Here is a 14,655-nt window from a genome sequence, read left to right on the forward strand (position 1 = left end):
GAAGCCGTTGACGTGGGTCAAGCGTGCGGCCGTGCAGGCGGCTATGCTCACGTCATGGGATCGTCACGACGATGACAGGCGGACAGATGCAGATTGCCTTTCCACCGGAACCGCCCGAATATTGCGCACGCGATCTGGTCGTCGCGTTTTCGGCGCTGGTCGATGGCCGCTGCGTGCAGTGCGCGATCACGGCCGAAGCGCTGGAAGACCATTTCGGCGCGCCGTCACTGCTCGAGCGCGATTTGCTGGCTGCGTTCGAAGCGCATCGGTCGGCGATCGATGCGATGGCACGACGGATGCTCGAAGAAATCGGCGGACGGCCGGTGTTGCTGCACAGTGGTCATTTCCGGCTCGACGAAGACTGATCCCGCAGGAGGGCGCATGACACTGCAAGGTACGATTCATGAACGCGACTGGTCGGTCGAAATCGAGACGCGACCATGCGAATCCGGTGAGTTCCGCTGTCGTGTGTCGGTCGAGCATGGCACGGGGGCGGCGCGTTTTCATCACACGTTCGAGCACAGTCACGCGTATCCCACCGAGCACGAGGCGGCGATCGAAGGGCTGCGGGCCGGGATGACGTGGATCGAAATGAAGGCGTCGCAGACATTCAGCGTATAAACCCTCTCGCGCCGATGGATGCGCGCAGGTGGTGCTGCCAAGGGCAGTGATCGCCGCGTCAGTCATCGCGCCGCGTGCGGGACAAGGGATACACAGTGACAGCTACGCGGTCGACGAGCGCCGATCTCGTCAGGAGGCGCGCCATGGGCGTGGGCATGCAGATCGTCTGCGTCGGATTCACGGGGTCCGCCGCGCTCGAAGCCGAAGCAGGGGCGCAGCTGGTGCGGCTCGAACGATTCCGCGCACGGCTCGACGATTGCCGGCTGACGATCGAGTCGCGCGCGATCGGCGAAGGCGATCGGACCTACGACGTGCGGCTCGAGCTGGTCATGCACGATCGCGCGCCGGCCTCGCTGCCGTGCAGCACCGGCGACGACATGAACGAGACGCTACGCCGCGCGTTCGCGCAAGCCGAACAGGCGCTGTCCGCCTGGCAGGCGGACGAACCTGAAGCGGTCGCGTCGCGTGCGGTCGCGACGGGCGCCGCCGCGCAATGATGCTTGCCGCGCGCGCGGTCCGTCAGACCTGGGCGAGCGCCTGTGCGTCAATGATCCGCACGCGCTTGCCGCGCGTTTCGACGAGCGACTCCCGATGGAACCGCGAGAACATCCGGCTGACGGTCTCGAGCTTCATGCCGAGATAGCAGCCGATTTCCTCGCGCGTCATCCGCAGGTTGAATTCCGATGCCGAATAACCGCGCGCCTCGAAGCGCGACGACAGGTTCAGCAGGAAATGCGCGACCCGCTGCTCGGCCGACATCGTGCCAAGCAGCAGCATCTGGCTCGATTCGCGGACGATCTCGCTGCTCAGCATCTGATAGAGAAAATGCTGCATCGATTTCATTTCGCGGCACGCCGCTTCGAGCGCGACGAACGGGATGATGCACACGACGCTGTCTTCGAGCGCGATCGCGTCGCAACAGTGCCGGCCGTTGCCGATGCCGTCCATGCCGAGCGTTTCACCGGCGATCTGGAAGCCGTTCACGTGCTCGCGGCCGTCGCGATGCATCATCACCGTCTTGAACGAGCCCGCGCGCACCGCATAGATGCTCTGGAACGGGTCGTCGGTGCGGAACAGCGCGTCGCCCTGGCGAACGTGCCGGGTCGAGCAGATGATCGCGTCGAGGCGGCCGTATTCGTCCGCGGTCAGGTCGGGCGGCAGGCACATCGAGCGCATCGCGCAGACGGAGCAGCGCGCGGCCGGATGTTTGGCGGTGTCGGCGCGTGCGACCGCGTGAAGCGGAATCGGGGGCCGAACCGCGACGGGTGGGGCTGTGGCGAAGGCGGTGACGGTAGACATGAATCACTCCGGCTCGATCAGGGTTGGTGCGCGCGAGCGTGCACCAGGGATTCGATGACGCGGCATGCGGCGTCGAATTCGGCGGTCTTGTCGAAGAAATAATCGGCTCCGGCCGCCGCGCATGCCTCTCTGAATGCAAGCGCCGAGTGGTTCGTCAGCACGATCGTGACGACGGGCGGCGCGGCCTTCGACAGCATCCCGATCAGGTCGAGACCGCTGCCGTCCGCGAGCCGCAGGTCGACGATCACGACGTCCGCGCGGCTGCTGCGGATGTGCGTCCACGCGTCCTGGCCGTCTTCCGCTTCGCCGACGACCACGACGCCGCCGATCGCGCCGACGAGCAGCGCGATCCGTTGCCGCACGGCGACGGCGTGATCGACGAGGAACACCCTGAGCGCGACGGCGGGTGACAGGCTGGCATTCATGCCGGCAGTATCGTGTTGCGCCGCCGAAAATGAAATCGGCCGAATTGGAAGTTTGTGTAGGCCGCTTCGACGCGTTGTAGGGCGTTTCCTACAAGCGTGTGCGAAAGCGGCGGCGACGCCCGTGTCGGGCCGCCGGGCGCGCGGCGCGCAGGCGGCTGTCGGCCGCTGCCGTCGTTGCCGCCGCCGTCGAATCAGCCGCCCCGGCGCGCGTCCAGTGCATCGCGAGCCGTGCGGCACGCGGCCAGATCCCAGGCGGCACAGCCGACGGTCTTGAACAGCAGCGGTCCGCTACGCTCGAATGCGCCGCGCAGGACGTCGGCGAGCGACGCGACCTGTTGCCAGTCGACCTGCGCGACGATCAGGTCGCCGGCCTCGTGGCGCGCGCCGGCCGGGTCGTCGACGACGAGCCGGCTGTGGCGCACGGTGTCAGCGTCGATCTCGGCGGCGTCCGCGGTGAACGCGCCGACGCCGACCACGAGGCGGCCTTCGCGCGCCGCTTCGCGATAGACGGGCGTGCGGCTCGTCGTCAGCGTGACCACGACATCGATCGCATCGGGAATCGCGTCGCCGTCGAGCGGCGCGAGCTGCGGCGCCTGCGCGCGGTGCGCGGCGCAGAACGCGGCCGCGCTGTCGGCGCGCGAGCCGCGCACATGCAGGCGCGCGTCCGGAAAGATCGCCGCCAGCGCTTCCGCGTGATTGGCCGCTTGCTTGCCGGTGCCGATCAGCAGGATGTCGCGCGGCGCGGCGCCGTGCAGCGCCTGGATGCCGAGCGCGGTGATGGCCGCCGTGCGGCGCCCGGTGACGGTCGGGCCGTCGAGCACGAAGCGCATCTCGCCCGTCGTCGCGTCGTATGCGCTTACCTGGCCGAGGATCGTCGGCAGCCCGCGCGCGGCGTTGCCGGGGCACACGTTCACGAGCTTGTGGCTCGCGAGGTCGCGCGCGCTCGACGGCATCGACAGCATCACGCCGCCCGCCTGCAGCGGCACGACGAGCCGTTCGGGGCTGACGATCTCGCCCGCCGCGTATTCCGCGACGGTGTGCGTGAGCGTGGCGAGCAGCGCCGGGTAGTCGAGCAGCGCGGCCGTTTCGGCGGCATCGAAAGCGGGAATCCGGGAGGGAGCGGTCATCGTGTCGGTCGGTTGGATCGGTGAGCGTGGACGACGGGCGCATCGCGCGCTCGCCACGAAAGCTGCCGGAAATAGCCACGGCAGACGGTCTGGATCAAATCTATACCAGTTGACGGCCGTCCGGCAAGCCGGAAAATCAGGCAGATGACCGATTTTGGTTCTAATATCCGTCCAGATGGGCCGTCGTACGGACCGGCCCCGGTGCGCTTCGGTCTCGTGCGCACCCATTCCCGACCACGCCCCCGACCTGGCAGGAGCCCCAGATGATGTCCGCGCGTCCCGAGTCCCTTGAAGCCGGTTTCCGGCCGCTGCAGATCTACGAGCAGGTCGCCGAGAAGATCCGTGACGAGATCCGCGCGGGGCGCTATGCGGCCGATGCGAGGCTGCCGTCCGAGCGCGAACTCGCGGCGCTGTTCCAGGTCGGCCGGCCGGCGGTGCGCGAGGCGCTCGGTGCGTTGCAGAACGAAGGGCTGGTGTTCACGAAGCGCAATTCGGGCACCTACGTCGTGCCGGCGCCGCTCGACGTGCTCGCGCAGCGCGGCGACGCGCGAAGCGCGCCGGATGCGGACTTCAGCCCGACGTCGACGCTCGACGTGCGGCTCATCCTCGAGCCCGCGATCGCGCGCCTCGCGGCCGCGCACGGCCGTGCCGATCCCGTCGCCGAAGGCTATCTCGCGCAGATGGAAACCATCACCGATGTCGACGACCCGCGGCAGCGCGCGCTGTGGAACGAGAGCGACCGGCTGTTCCACCGGCAGCTCGCGCTGATGACCGGCGACGCGCTGATCGTGAAGATCGCGGACGAAGTCGCGAAGACGATGGACCAGCCGCTGTGGAAACGGCTGAAGGACGACGGCATCTACGACGCGGGCCGGATCCGGCTCTACGTGTCCGAGCACCGGCTGATCTACGAGGCGATCGTGTCCGGCGACGCCGATGCGGCCGCGTTCTACGTGGAGCAGCATATTCTCCGCGTGCGGCGCGACATCACGCCGAAGTAACGCACGCCGCGTCATTTTGGTCTGAAATATGACCAGAATCGTAAATAGTATTTTGAAATTGCTTGCGTCGTGACCATGCGTGTCCTACATTGGTTTCACACAAAACCAATCAGGAGACATCATGCGATACCTCATTACCGCGCTGTCGGTGGCCGTTGCCGCCGGCGCGCTGTCTTCCGCGCACGCGCAGGAAGTCGTGACGATCGGCCACTCGGCGCCGCTGACCGGCCCGCAGGCCGCGAACGGCAAGGACAATGAAAACGGCGCGCGCCTCGCCGTCGAGGAGCTCAACAAGGCAGGCGTGAAAGTGGCCGGCAAGACGGTCACGTTCAAGCTGGTGTCCGACGACGACCAGGCCGACCCGAAGGCGGGCGTGCAGGTCGCGCAGAGCTTGGTCGACAAGGGCGTCGTCGCGGTGCTCGGCCCATACAACTCGGGCGTCGCGATTCCCGCGTCGCGCGTGTACTCGAATGCCGGCGTGCCGATGCTGCCGGTCGCGTCGAACCCGGCGCTCACGCGCCAGGGCTTCAAGAACATCTTCCGGATCGGCGCGAGTGACGAGCAGCTCGGCGGCACGATGGCGACTTTCGCCGCGAAGACGCTGAACGCGAAGACCGCCGTGGTCATCGACGATCGCACCGCGTACGGGCAGGGGGTCGCCGAGCAGTTCGCGAACGTCGCGAAGGCCAACGGGATCAAGATCGTCGACCAGGAGTACACGAGCTCGTCGGCGACCGATTTCCTCGGCATTCTCACCAAGATCAAGGCCAGCAATCCCGACGTGATCTTCTTCGGCGGCTACGCGGCGCAGGGCGCGCCGATGGCGAAGCAGATGAAGCAGCGCGGCTTGCGCGCGAAGCTGCTCGGCGGCGACGGCATCTGCTCGGCCGACATGGGCAAGGTCGCGGGCGAGGCCGCGTCGATCGTCTACTGCGCGCAGGGCGGCGTCGCGCTCGAGAAAACCTCGGCCGGCCGCGCATTCCTGAAGAAGTACCACGACACCTATCACACGGAGACGCAGGTCTACGGCGTCAACTACTACGACGGCATGAAGCTGCTCGCCGATGCGATGGTCAAGGCCGGCACGACCACCGACAAGGCGAAGCTGATCGCGCAACTGGCGAAATCGAACTACGCGGGTGTCGCGGGCACCTATTCGTTCGACGAACACGGCGACCTGAAGGGCGCGCCGACCACCGTCTACGTGATCCGCAACGGGCTGCCCGAGCCGTACGCGAAGTAACCGCCACCGGACGGCGCCGCGGCGCCGTCCTTCGTCTTCACGCTTTCGATCCTCATGAAAATTTCCCGATCCCTTTCCACCGTCGAAGTCCATACCGGCGGCGAAGCCTTCCGCATCGTCACGAGCGGGCTGCCGCGCCTGCCGGGCGACACGATCGTCCAGCGCCGCGCGTGGCTCAAGGAGAACGCCGACGAAATCCGCCGTGCGCTGATGTTCGAACCGCGCGGCCACGCCGACATGTACGGCGGCTACCTGACCGAGCCGGTGTCGCCGAACGCGGATTTCGGCGTGATCTTCCTGCACAACGAGGGCTACAGCGACCATTGCGGGCACGGCGTGATCGCGCTGTCGACCGCCGCGGTCGAGCTCGGCTGGGTGCAGCGCACGGTGCCGGAGACGCGCGTCGGCATCGATGCGCCGTGCGGCTTCATCGAGGCGTTCGTGAAATGGGATGGCGAGCACGCGGGGCCCGTGCGCTTCGTCAACGTGCCGTCGTTCATCTGGCAGCGCGACGTGTCGGTCGACACGCCGTCGTTTGGCACCGTGACCGGCGACATCGCGTACGGCGGCGCGTTCTACTTCTACGTCGACGGTGCGCCGTTCGACCTGCCGGTGCGCGAAGCGGCGGTGGAGAAGCTGATTCGCTTCGGCGCCGAAGTGAAGGCCGCCGCGAACGCGAAGTATCCGGTCGTGCATCCGGAGATTCCGGAAATCAATCATATCTACGGCACGATCATCGCGAATGCGCCGCGCCACCCGGGCTCGACGCAGGCGAACTGCTGCGTGTTCGCGGATCGCGAGGTCGACCGCTCGCCGACCGGCTCCGGCACCGGCGGACGTGTCGCGCAGCTGTACCAGCGCGGCCTGCTCGCGGCCGGCGACACGCTCGTCAACGAGTCGATCGTCGGCACGGTGTTCAAGGGGCGCGTGCTGCGCGAGACGACGGTCGGCGACATCCCGGCCGTGATCCCGGAAGTGGAGGGCAGCGCGCATATCTGCGGGTTCGCAAACTGGATCGTCGACGAGCGCGATCCGCTGACCTACGGTTTCCTCGTGCGCTGAACGCCGGCGCACGGCATCGGGTTGTACCAGGTTGGCGCGCAGTCCCGTTGCCGGGCGCGCGCCTTTTTTATTGTGAAACTGCGCGATCGGATGCCATTCGCACGGGCCCGGCACGGCCGCCGGCCGGTGTGCCGCGCGAGTTTTGGTACGATGCTGCCTTTCCAGCCGATCCCCCACCCGCGTGAATCGCCGAAACGTGTCGTCAGTGCGTGACCTCTGTGTCAAATGGGTCGCGCGCGCCCAACCCGTCGCGGCCGCTGCCGCCGTGCCCGTCAAGCGTGTCCTGGCCACCGCCTGGCGCCATCTCCGTCATCCGACGCGCCGCGGCGTGCTGCTCGCCGCCGCCGCCGTGCCGGTGCTGTTCCTGCTGTACGTGCTGGTGCTGATTCCGTTCACGCCCGGCATCGGCGACATCCGCAAGGCGCGCGTCGACCAGCCCGCGCAGGTGCTGTCCGCCGACGGCAAGCTGCTGGCGGAATTCAAGCCGTCGAACCGCGAATGGGTGCCGCTCAAGCAGATTTCGCCGCACATGGTCGATGCGCTGATCGCGACCGAGGACCACCGCTTCTACGAGCACCACGGCCTCGACTGGAAGCGCACGGCGTCGGCCGCGCTCCATACGTTCTCCGGCGACCGCCAGGGCGGCTCGACGATCACCCAGCAGCTCGCGCGCAACCTGTATCCGGACGAGATCGGCCGCGCGCCGACGCTCACGCGCAAGGTGAAGGAGGCGATCACCGCGCTGAAGATCGAGGCCATCTACAGCAAGCCCCAGATCCTCGAGACCTACCTGAACACGGTGCCGTTCCTGTACAACGCATACGGCGTCGAGATGGCCGCGCGTACCTATTTCGACAAGTCGGCCGACCAGCTCGATGTGCTCGACAGCGCGACGCTCGTCGGGATGCTGAAGGGCAACAGCTACTACAACCCGGTGCTGAACCCCGAGCGCGCGCTGCAGCGGCGCAATACGGTGCTCGGCCAGATGGTGAAGTACGGCAAGCTGTCGCCGGCGCAGTTCGCGCAGTTGCAGCGCCGGCCGCTGCGCATCGACTTCGAGCGCCAGAAGGAGCCGCCGGGGCCCGCGCCGCATTTCGCGCAGCAGTTGCGCAAATGGCTGATCGGCTGGGCCGACCGCAACGACTACAACATCTACTCGGACGGGCTGATCGTGCGCACCACGATCGATGCGCGGCTGCAGCAGATGGCGACCCAGGCGCTGGCGCAACAGGCGAACCAGCTGCAGGGGATCGCGAACAACGCGTGGAGCGGCCGCGACGGCTGCGGTACCGACAACGAGGTGTTCCGCACCTTCATGCGCGAGTCGCCCGAGTACAAGGCCGCACAGGACGCCGGCAAGGACGATGCGGCCGCGATGAAGCAACTCGCCGCCGATCGAGGCTTCATGCGCGCGCTGTGCAAGGCGAAGACCGACGTGCAGGCCGGCTTCGTCGCGATCGATCCGCGCGACGGGCAGATCCGCGCGTGGGTCGGCAGCCGCGACTTCACGAGCGAGCCGTTCGATCACGTGTCGCAGGCACGGCGCCAGCCGGGTTCGACCTTCAAGCCGTTCGTCTATGGCGTCGCGTTCGCGAACGGGATGAAGCCGGACGACACGTTCGTCGACCAGGCGGTCGAGATTCCGCTGAAGGGCGGCGAGATCTGGCGGCCGAACGACGACGTGCCGCCGTCCGGCAAGCCGATGACGCTGCGCGACGCGGTCGCGCTGTCGCGTAACCGGATCACCGCGCAGGTGATGGAGAAGGTCGGCCCGGCGGCCGTGGCGCGGCTCGCGCGCGACATGGGCGTGCGCGAGAGCCCGCTCGAGCGCGTGCCGTCGCTTGCGCTCGGCACGAGCCCCGTGACGCTGAAGGAGATGGTCGCGTCGTACGCGACGATCGCGAACGGCGGGCTGTACGTCGAGCCGCAAATGGTCACGCGCATCGAGACCCGCCAGGGCGATGTGCTCGCCGAATACGCGCCGGCGCCGCCCGAGCGCGCGCTCGATGCGGAAACCGACAAGACGCTGCTCGACGTGATGCGCGACGTGGTGACGCGCGGCACCGGCGGCAGCGTCCGCACGCGCTTCGGGATTCGCGGCGACGTGGCCGGCAAGACCGGCACCACGCAGGACAACGCGGACGGCTGGTTCATCCTGATGCAGCCGGGGCTGGTCGCCGGCGCGTGGGTCGGCTTCGACGACGGCCGCGTGACGCTGCGCAGCGACTACTGGGGGCAAGGCGCGCACAGCGCGCTGCCGATCGTCGGCGACTTCTTCCAGCGCGCGCAACGCGCCCGGATCGTCGACACGAAGCTGAAATTCGATACCGAGCCGTCGCCCGGCTGGTTCGCGTCGGCGCGCGAGCGGGTGACGGACCTGTTCGCCGGGTGGTTCGGGCCGGAGTCGAAGCAGGCGGCGGCGCCCGTGAGGACGCAGCGTATCGAGCGTCAGCCCGAGGCGGACGCAGACGAGGCGTCCGCCGCGTCCGCCGCGTCCGCCGCGTCCGCCGCGTCCGCCGCGTCGGCGCCCGAGGCGGCATCCGGCGGCATCGTCGAGGAATGGATTCCGGCGTCCGAGGTGGCGGCGTCGGCCGCTGCGTTGTCGGCGGGGGCGTCGCAACCGCAGGCCGTGCAGCCGCCGGCGACGGGAGGCAGCGCGGCGAGTTCCGGCAACACCGGTGGTGGCGGCCTCGGCTCCGCACCGGCCACCGCGCCTTCTGCCGTCCCGGCGCCGTCACCGGCACCGGCCCCGGCCCCGGCGCCGGTTTCACCCGACGCGGCCAGCGGTTCGGAGTAACGAGCCGTTCAGAATTCGCGCGATGCTGCCGTAATCACGTTGTCACGACAGCTCGCGCGGTTGCGCCGCGCCTTTCCGATGCGGTCTATCACCGATCACGTCGCGCTCGCGCGCGATGACGTCGCCGCCGGCGTCCCGCTCCGCTTCGATCTCTACGATGCGGGCGGCGCCGCGCTGTTGCCCGCCGGCGCCACGCTGCGCAATCCCGCGCAGTATGACTTCCTGTTCGATCACTTCCGGCCAGTTCGCCGGCGCGATGACGCCGGACCCGGTGCGTCCGAGCACGACACCGTGCCGGCAGCGGCGCACATGGGACTGTCGGCCGGCGCCGCGATCGGCATCCGCCGGCGGGTCGGTGCGGCCCGCGTGCTGCAACGCTGCCGGTTGATCGGGGTCGGCGCATCGGGCGTGCTGTTCGTCGAACCGCGGCCGTCGGCCGTGTTCGACTTTGTCCGCGGCGACGACGTCGAGGCGGTCGCGATCGGCCGGTCGGCGGTGTCGCGCTTCGGTGCGACGGTCGAGGCGGTGCAGGCCGCGGGCGGCGCGCCGTTCATGGTGCTGTCGCCGCCGGGCTTCGTCGACCGGTTGCGCACCCGCGCCGAGCCGCGCGTGCCGGTACGGATCGCGGCCTGCTGCACCGGCGGGCCGGCGCAGGCCGACGGCATCGGCATCGTTCACGATCTGAGCCTGAACGGATTGTCGATCACGGTCGACCGGCCGCTCGCGGCCGCCGGCGAGCCATTGCACGTGCAGCTGCCGTACATGGACGGAGACCGTATCGCATTGCTGACGCTCGACGGCACGGTGCGCGCGGTGCACGTCGATCCCGCGACGCCGGGCTGGACGCTTCATCACGCTGCGTTCAGCGAAATCGCCGCGGCCGACCGGATTCGCCTCAAGGCGTTGCTGTTCGACCTGTCGGTGGAAAGCGCGGAGGCCGATCAGGTCCGCTGACGTGCGCTCGCCGTTTCACCTCGGGCCGCCGTCGTTCATGGCCCGGGGGATCGGCCGGCCCGGGCCGGGCATGCCACAGCGCGCCGCAGTTTATTGGGCGCGGATGTGACGTTAATCCTCTGACGATTAGACCGAATGCGCGGCAATTGTACGGAATTCGGTCAACAGTGAATTTGCGATTTAAGTATTTACCCTGATAGCCGAGCCGCCTAGACTTTCATTCATGCGCAACGACTACCGAGTCCGAAGCGCCTGACAAAACAATCTGGAGGTAACGCATCATGAAATCGCTGATCAAGGCAGTTGCACTGGCCGCACTGGTGGCCGCACCGATCGTGTCGTTCGCCCAATCGAACCAGCAGCCGCTGACGCGCGCGCAAGTGCGTGCCGAGCTGGTCCAGCTCGAGAAGGCCGGCTACAACCCGAACGACTGGATGAACTATCCGGAAAACATCCAGGCCGCACAGGCAAAGATCGCAGCAGCCCAGAACACCGGTGCGCAGGCTGACGCAACGGGCTACGGCTCGAACCCGGTCGCGACGTCGCAGTCGGGCCAGCGCGTGACGGTGCCGGCCGTCGCCGACCGTTCGTCGGTGTACTTCGGTCACTAAGCCATTCGCGGTGCGGCCTCCGGGCCGCCGGCGAGACGGTATCGAAAAGCCCGCACTCATGTCGAGTGCGGGCTTTTTTGCGTCCGCGGCACGCGTGGCGCCGGCTGACAATCCGCCGCGCGTGCGCTAGCATCGCGGTCGGCATCGCCACGCCACGGCAGCCGTGGCGGATGGCGTGGCGCCGGCTTGTCCGTGATGCCGCGCGCCGAGGCGCGGCGACAAGCCCGGCACGAGGTTCCACCAATCAACGAAAACAAACAGGAGCATCCATGCGTGTCTTGACCGGTCTGCTGTGCGCGCTGGCGCTGACGGCTAACCTTGCCCATGCGCAGTCGAATTGCGCGGACGTGACGGATCAGGCGGCGATGACGGCGTGTGCCGATCGCGCGTACAAGAAATCCGACGCGGAGCTGAATCGCACTTATCAGGCCGTCACCGCGCGCCTGCGCGATGCGAAGCCACTCGCCGAGAAACTCGTGAATGGGCAGCGCGCGTGGCTCGCCTACCGCGATGCCGAATGCAACTTCTCCAGCGCGAACGCCGAAGGCGGCAGCGCGTATTCGATGGTCGTGTCGACCTGCCTCGACGATCTGACCAAGATCCGCAACGAGACGCTGAAGGGATATCTGTCCTGCGAGGAAGGCGATCTCGCTTGCCCGGTGCCGGCGAAGTAAAAGCCGCGCGGCGTCCGGCCGGCCCGCACATCGCGCGGCCGGCGCAAGCCCGTGGTTAGCGTGAACAGGCGCTAGACGTCGTCCGTTTCGTCGAGCAGCTTGTGCCGCATCGCATAGCGGACCAGCGCCGCTTCGTGCGGCATCTGCATCTTTTCGAGGATCCGGGTCTTGTAGGTGCTGACCGTCTTCGCGCTCACGCACAGCGCCTGCGCGATCTCGGTCAGCGTCTGTCCAGCAGCAATGCGGCGGAACACGTCGAACTCGCGATCGGACAACCGCTGGTGCGGCAGCGTCTCGGCCGGCTCGTTCAGGCTCTGCGCGAACTGCTCGGCCATCGCTAGGCTCACGTAGACGCCGCCCGACGCAACCTTGGTCACCGCGCCGACCAGTTCGGCGCTCGCGCTTTCCTTGGTCAGATAGCCCGATGCCCCGGCACGGAACGCGCGCACCGCGTATTGCTGTTCCGCGTGCATGGTCAGCACGAGCACGCGCAGCACGGGCTTCTCGTCCTTGATCTGCTTGATCAGCTCGACGCCGTTGCGGCCCGGCATCGACAGGTCGAGCACCAGCACCTGCGCGGGCGTCGAACGAACCAGCGCGATCGTCGACGGGCCGTCGCACGCTTCGCCGGCCACCTCGAATCCGGTGGCGTTCTGGAGGATGTGCCGCAGACCGTCGCGCACGAGCGTATGGTCGTCGGCGATGAGCACCTTGATCATGTGAGGGTGGTTTCCTGTTGAACTGTGCCGAGCGGGAAGGCGACGGTGATCGAGAAGCCGCGCGCGAGCGCGGTGTCGATCGTCACGTTGCCGCCCAGCATGTGTGCGCGTTCGCGAATGCCGATCAGCCCGAACGATTTGTCCTCGTGGGCGCTGCCGCCCGGTGCCGCGCCGCGGCCGTTGTCCGCGACACGCAGTACGCAGAAGCCTTCCTCGATGTCGAGCCGCAGCGCGACGCGTGTCGCATCCGCGTGGCGCGCGACGTTCGTCAGCGCTTCCTGGACGATCCGGAACAGCGTGGTCGCTCCCGCGCTGGTGAACGTGAGCCCGCCCGTTTCGATGTGGCGTTCGACGTCGATGCCGTAGCGGTTCGTGAAGTCGTTCGCCAGCCACTCGATCGCGGGCACGAGGCCGAGATCGTCGAGCATCACCGGGCGCAGGTCGGCTGCGATGCGCCGCACCGACGCGACGGTCGCGTCGATCAGACGGCGCATGCCCTGCAGGTGCGACAGCACGTCGTCGTCGGGTTGCGCACGGCCCGGCGCGCGCAGTTGCTGCTCGATCACCGACAGGTCCATCTTCAGCGCGGTCAGTTGCTGGCCGAGATCGTCGTGCAGTTCGCGCGCGATGCGGGTCTTTTCCTCTTCGCGTACGTTCTGCAGGTTCGCCGACAGCTCGCGCAGTTCCTCGCGCGACTGCTTCAGCGCATTCTCGGCGCGCTGCCGCTCGGTGATGTCGCGCAGCATCACCGTATAGAGCTTGCCCGATGCATCGCGGATCTGCGAGATCGACGCCTCGATCGGGAATTCCTCGCCGTTGCCGCGCAGCCCGAACAGCACGCGCTGGCGGCCCATTTGCCGCTCGGACACACCGGTCACGCCGAACTGGTCGACGTGCTTCGCATGCGCGGCGCGAAACCGCTCGGGGATGAAGCGCGACAGCGGCGCGCCGATCGCCTCCATCGCCGACACGCCGAATACCTGTTCGGCCATCGGGTTGAAGATCACGACCGTCTGCTTCTCGTCGATCGTGATGATCGCTTCCATCGACGACCGGATGATGCCCATCATCCGCGCCTCGTTGAGGATGCCGCGGCTGCTGGCGCCGGTGTCGGCCGTACCGGCGCGGCCGCGCAGCAGTGCATGGATCAGTGCCGCGAACGCGAACGACGCGATCAGCCCGGCGGCGAGTACCGTGCCCGCCGCGCGCTGCGCGCCGGTCGCGCTCGGGCGGCCGTCTGCGGAATAGGCGAGTGTCAGCACGGTGCCGCCGAAATTCAGCTGGTCGGTGCGGCGCATCAGGTCGGGCGACGCGGAGGCCTCGTCGGTCGTCGTCTCCGCACTCGCGATCGGATGCGGATCGTCGCCGGCGCTCATCCGCAGGTCGAGCCCGCGTTCCGCGTCGAGCGCGCGCTCGACCACGCGATTCGGGCTGAGCTCCGCGAACAGCACGCCGCCGGCACCCGTGTCATGGGCGCCGGCTGGCGGGACGGGCGTGCGCGATGAAGCCGTCGCCGGCACGAACAGCATGAGGATGCGGGTATCGCGAGACGTATCGTCGTCGGCCGGATGGATGCCGAGTGCGACATTGCCGGTCCGCAGCGCGCGTGCCAGCGGCGCCTGATCCGGTGCGCCGAAGCGCGCGCCGGCCACGCTCGACAGCGGCGCGCTGAGCGTCGCGACCGCGAACGGGCCGGCCGGCATCGGCGCGTCGCCGGCGAGCGCGCTGCGTGTCGCGGGCGACAGCGGCGCATAGCCGAGCTGCCGGACCGGCGAACGCCCGCTGTCGAGATCGAGCGTGTCGGCATACCGGCGCCATTGCTCGGGTGTCATCTGCGGCGCGAGCAGGAACGCGCCGCGCGCGCTTTCGAGCACGGCGGCGCCGGCTTGCAGCTCGTGGCGCAGCATCGCCGTCACGTGCGTCGTGCGGCGTTCGAAACGCGTATGCACGGCGCCTTGCCACTGCTCGCGCACCAGCAGCGCGATGCCGAGCGACAGCGCCGCACCGGCGAACAGCGCAGCGACGCCAGCCACGAGCGGCTGGCGTAACATGGTCGGAAGGCGCGTGGGCCCTCGGGCGTCACGCGACGGGATGCCACTGGGGGTCATTCGATTGGCCATTC

General features: G+C 68.2%; 15 protein-coding genes. 10 read left to right on the forward strand and 5 right to left on the reverse strand.

The window, feature by feature from the left end:
- Window positions 1–71 precede the first annotated feature (71 nt).
- The 3 genes from LMA02_RS22475 to LMA02_RS22485 all read left to right on the forward strand — a co-directional run bounded on the left by LMA02_RS22475 (window position 72) and on the right by LMA02_RS22485 (window position 1,118).
- Window positions 72–365: a DUF1488 domain-containing protein gene (locus LMA02_RS22475; RefSeq protein ID WP_166723715.1), complete on the forward strand. Its 294-nt coding sequence runs from the start codon at window positions 72–74 to the stop codon at window positions 363–365.
- A 16-nt stretch (window positions 366–381) separates the two neighbouring features.
- A complete protein-coding gene (locus LMA02_RS22480; RefSeq protein WP_006752669.1) occupies window positions 382–621 on the forward strand; it encodes a hypothetical protein in 240 nt (79 codons plus the stop codon).
- A gap of 143 nt (window positions 622–764) precedes the next feature.
- The gene (locus LMA02_RS22485; protein ID WP_228909870.1) at window positions 765–1,118 is read left to right on the forward strand and encodes a metal ABC transporter ATPase; all 354 of its coding nucleotides are present in this window, start codon (window positions 765–767) and stop codon (window positions 1,116–1,118) included.
- Window positions 1,119–1,140: 22 nt separating this feature from the next.
- Here the strand turns inward: LMA02_RS22485 and LMA02_RS22490 are convergent, their stop codons facing one another.
- The 3 genes from LMA02_RS22490 to lhpI form a co-directional block, all read right to left on the reverse strand.
- Entirely contained in the window at window positions 1,141–1,920 is a 780-nt protein-coding gene (locus LMA02_RS22490; protein WP_228909871.1) for a helix-turn-helix domain-containing protein, read from the reverse strand.
- A gap of 17 nt (window positions 1,921–1,937) precedes the next feature.
- A complete protein-coding gene (locus tag LMA02_RS22495) occupies window positions 1,938–2,345 on the reverse strand; it encodes a response regulator (RefSeq protein ID WP_228909872.1) in 408 nt (135 codons plus the stop codon).
- 191 nt (window positions 2,346–2,536) lie between these two features.
- Complete coding sequence (gene lhpI / locus LMA02_RS22500; RefSeq protein ID WP_228909873.1) at window positions 2,537–3,472, reverse strand: bifunctional Delta(1)-pyrroline-2-carboxylate/Delta(1)-piperideine-2-carboxylate reductase; 936 nt, start codon at window positions 3,470–3,472, stop codon at window positions 2,537–2,539.
- A gap of 263 nt (window positions 3,473–3,735) precedes the next feature.
- Here lhpI and LMA02_RS22505 point away from each other — a divergent pair, with 263 nt between their 5' ends.
- From LMA02_RS22505 to LMA02_RS22535, 7 genes are all read left to right on the forward strand, one after another.
- Complete coding sequence (locus LMA02_RS22505; RefSeq protein WP_228909874.1) at window positions 3,736–4,473, forward strand: FadR/GntR family transcriptional regulator; 738 nt, start codon at window positions 3,736–3,738, stop codon at window positions 4,471–4,473.
- Between the two features lie 121 nt (window positions 4,474–4,594).
- Window positions 4,595–5,716: a branched-chain amino acid ABC transporter substrate-binding protein gene (locus tag LMA02_RS22510; RefSeq protein ID WP_228909875.1), complete on the forward strand. Its 1,122-nt coding sequence runs from the start codon at window positions 4,595–4,597 to the stop codon at window positions 5,714–5,716.
- A 54-nt stretch (window positions 5,717–5,770) separates the two neighbouring features.
- Window positions 5,771–6,778 carry a trans-3-hydroxy-L-proline dehydratase gene (gene lhpH / locus LMA02_RS22515; protein WP_228909876.1) on the forward strand — a complete coding sequence of 336 codons (1,008 nt, stop codon included), beginning with the start codon at window positions 5,771–5,773 and terminating at the stop codon, window positions 6,776–6,778.
- Between the two features lie 196 nt (window positions 6,779–6,974).
- Window positions 6,975–9,575: a penicillin-binding protein 1A gene (locus LMA02_RS22520; RefSeq protein ID WP_228909877.1), complete on the forward strand. Its 2,601-nt coding sequence runs from the start codon at window positions 6,975–6,977 to the stop codon at window positions 9,573–9,575.
- 78 nt (window positions 9,576–9,653) lie between these two features.
- Window positions 9,654–10,529: a PilZ domain-containing protein gene (locus LMA02_RS22525; protein ID WP_228909878.1), complete on the forward strand. Its 876-nt coding sequence runs from the start codon at window positions 9,654–9,656 to the stop codon at window positions 10,527–10,529.
- A 281-nt stretch (window positions 10,530–10,810) separates the two neighbouring features.
- Window positions 10,811–11,140 (forward strand): DUF4148 domain-containing protein, encoded by a 330-nt coding sequence (locus LMA02_RS22530; RefSeq protein ID WP_006755661.1) that lies wholly within the window; start codon window positions 10,811–10,813, stop codon window positions 11,138–11,140.
- 269 nt (window positions 11,141–11,409) lie between these two features.
- The gene (locus tag LMA02_RS22535; RefSeq protein WP_228909879.1) at window positions 11,410–11,814 is read left to right on the forward strand and encodes a lysozyme inhibitor LprI family protein; all 405 of its coding nucleotides are present in this window, start codon (window positions 11,410–11,412) and stop codon (window positions 11,812–11,814) included.
- A 71-nt stretch (window positions 11,815–11,885) separates the two neighbouring features.
- On the opposite strand, the gene LMA02_RS22540 is transcribed toward LMA02_RS22535, so the two are convergent.
- Both LMA02_RS22540 and LMA02_RS22545 read right to left on the reverse strand, forming a co-directional pair.
- Window positions 11,886–12,533, reverse strand: a complete 648-nt coding sequence (locus tag LMA02_RS22540; protein WP_166723874.1) for a response regulator transcription factor — start codon at window positions 12,531–12,533, stop codon at window positions 11,886–11,888.
- A complete protein-coding gene (locus LMA02_RS22545; protein WP_228909880.1) occupies window positions 12,530–14,641 on the reverse strand; it encodes a PAS domain S-box protein in 2,112 nt (703 codons plus the stop codon). The genes LMA02_RS22540 and LMA02_RS22545 overlap by 4 nt, the downstream gene beginning before the upstream one ends.
- Window positions 14,642–14,655: the final 14 nt, after the last annotated feature.

It is taken from the genome of Burkholderia sp. B21-005 (genome assembly GCF_020843965.1).
Classification (GTDB): Bacteria; Pseudomonadota; Gammaproteobacteria; order Burkholderiales; family Burkholderiaceae; genus Burkholderia; species Burkholderia ambifaria.

Excerpts from the sequence above, each read along its gene's own strand:
- LMA02_RS22475 (WP_166723715.1), top strand. The coding sequence starts at position 72 with ATGACAGGCGGACAGATGCAGATTGCCTTTCCACCGGAACCGCCCGAA.
- LMA02_RS22480 (WP_006752669.1), top strand. The coding sequence starts at position 382 with ATGACACTGCAAGGTACGATTCATGAACGCGACTGGTCGGTCGAAATC.
- LMA02_RS22485 (WP_228909870.1), top strand. The coding sequence starts at position 765 with ATGGGCGTGGGCATGCAGATCGTCTGCGTCGGATTCACGGGGTCCGCC.
- LMA02_RS22490 (WP_228909871.1), bottom strand. The coding sequence starts at position 1,920 with ATGTCTACCGTCACCGCCTTCGCCACAGCCCCACCCGTCGCGGTTCGG.
- LMA02_RS22495 (WP_228909872.1), bottom strand. The coding sequence starts at position 2,345 with ATGAATGCCAGCCTGTCACCCGCCGTCGCGCTCAGGGTGTTCCTCGTC.
- lhpI (WP_228909873.1), bottom strand. The coding sequence starts at position 3,472 with ATGACCGCTCCCTCCCGGATTCCCGCTTTCGATGCCGCCGAAACGGCC.
- LMA02_RS22505 (WP_228909874.1), top strand. The coding sequence starts at position 3,736 with ATGATGTCCGCGCGTCCCGAGTCCCTTGAAGCCGGTTTCCGGCCGCTG.
- LMA02_RS22510 (WP_228909875.1), top strand. The coding sequence starts at position 4,595 with ATGCGATACCTCATTACCGCGCTGTCGGTGGCCGTTGCCGCCGGCGCG.
- lhpH (WP_228909876.1), top strand. The coding sequence starts at position 5,771 with ATGAAAATTTCCCGATCCCTTTCCACCGTCGAAGTCCATACCGGCGGC.
- LMA02_RS22525 (WP_228909878.1), top strand. The coding sequence starts at position 9,654 with ATGCGGTCTATCACCGATCACGTCGCGCTCGCGCGCGATGACGTCGCC.
- LMA02_RS22530 (WP_006755661.1), top strand. The coding sequence starts at position 10,811 with ATGAAATCGCTGATCAAGGCAGTTGCACTGGCCGCACTGGTGGCCGCA.
- LMA02_RS22535 (WP_228909879.1), top strand. The coding sequence starts at position 11,410 with ATGCGTGTCTTGACCGGTCTGCTGTGCGCGCTGGCGCTGACGGCTAAC.
- LMA02_RS22540 (WP_166723874.1), bottom strand. The coding sequence starts at position 12,533 with ATGATCAAGGTGCTCATCGCCGACGACCATACGCTCGTGCGCGACGGT.
- LMA02_RS22545 (WP_228909880.1), bottom strand. The coding sequence starts at position 14,641 with ATGACCCCCAGTGGCATCCCGTCGCGTGACGCCCGAGGGCCCACGCGC.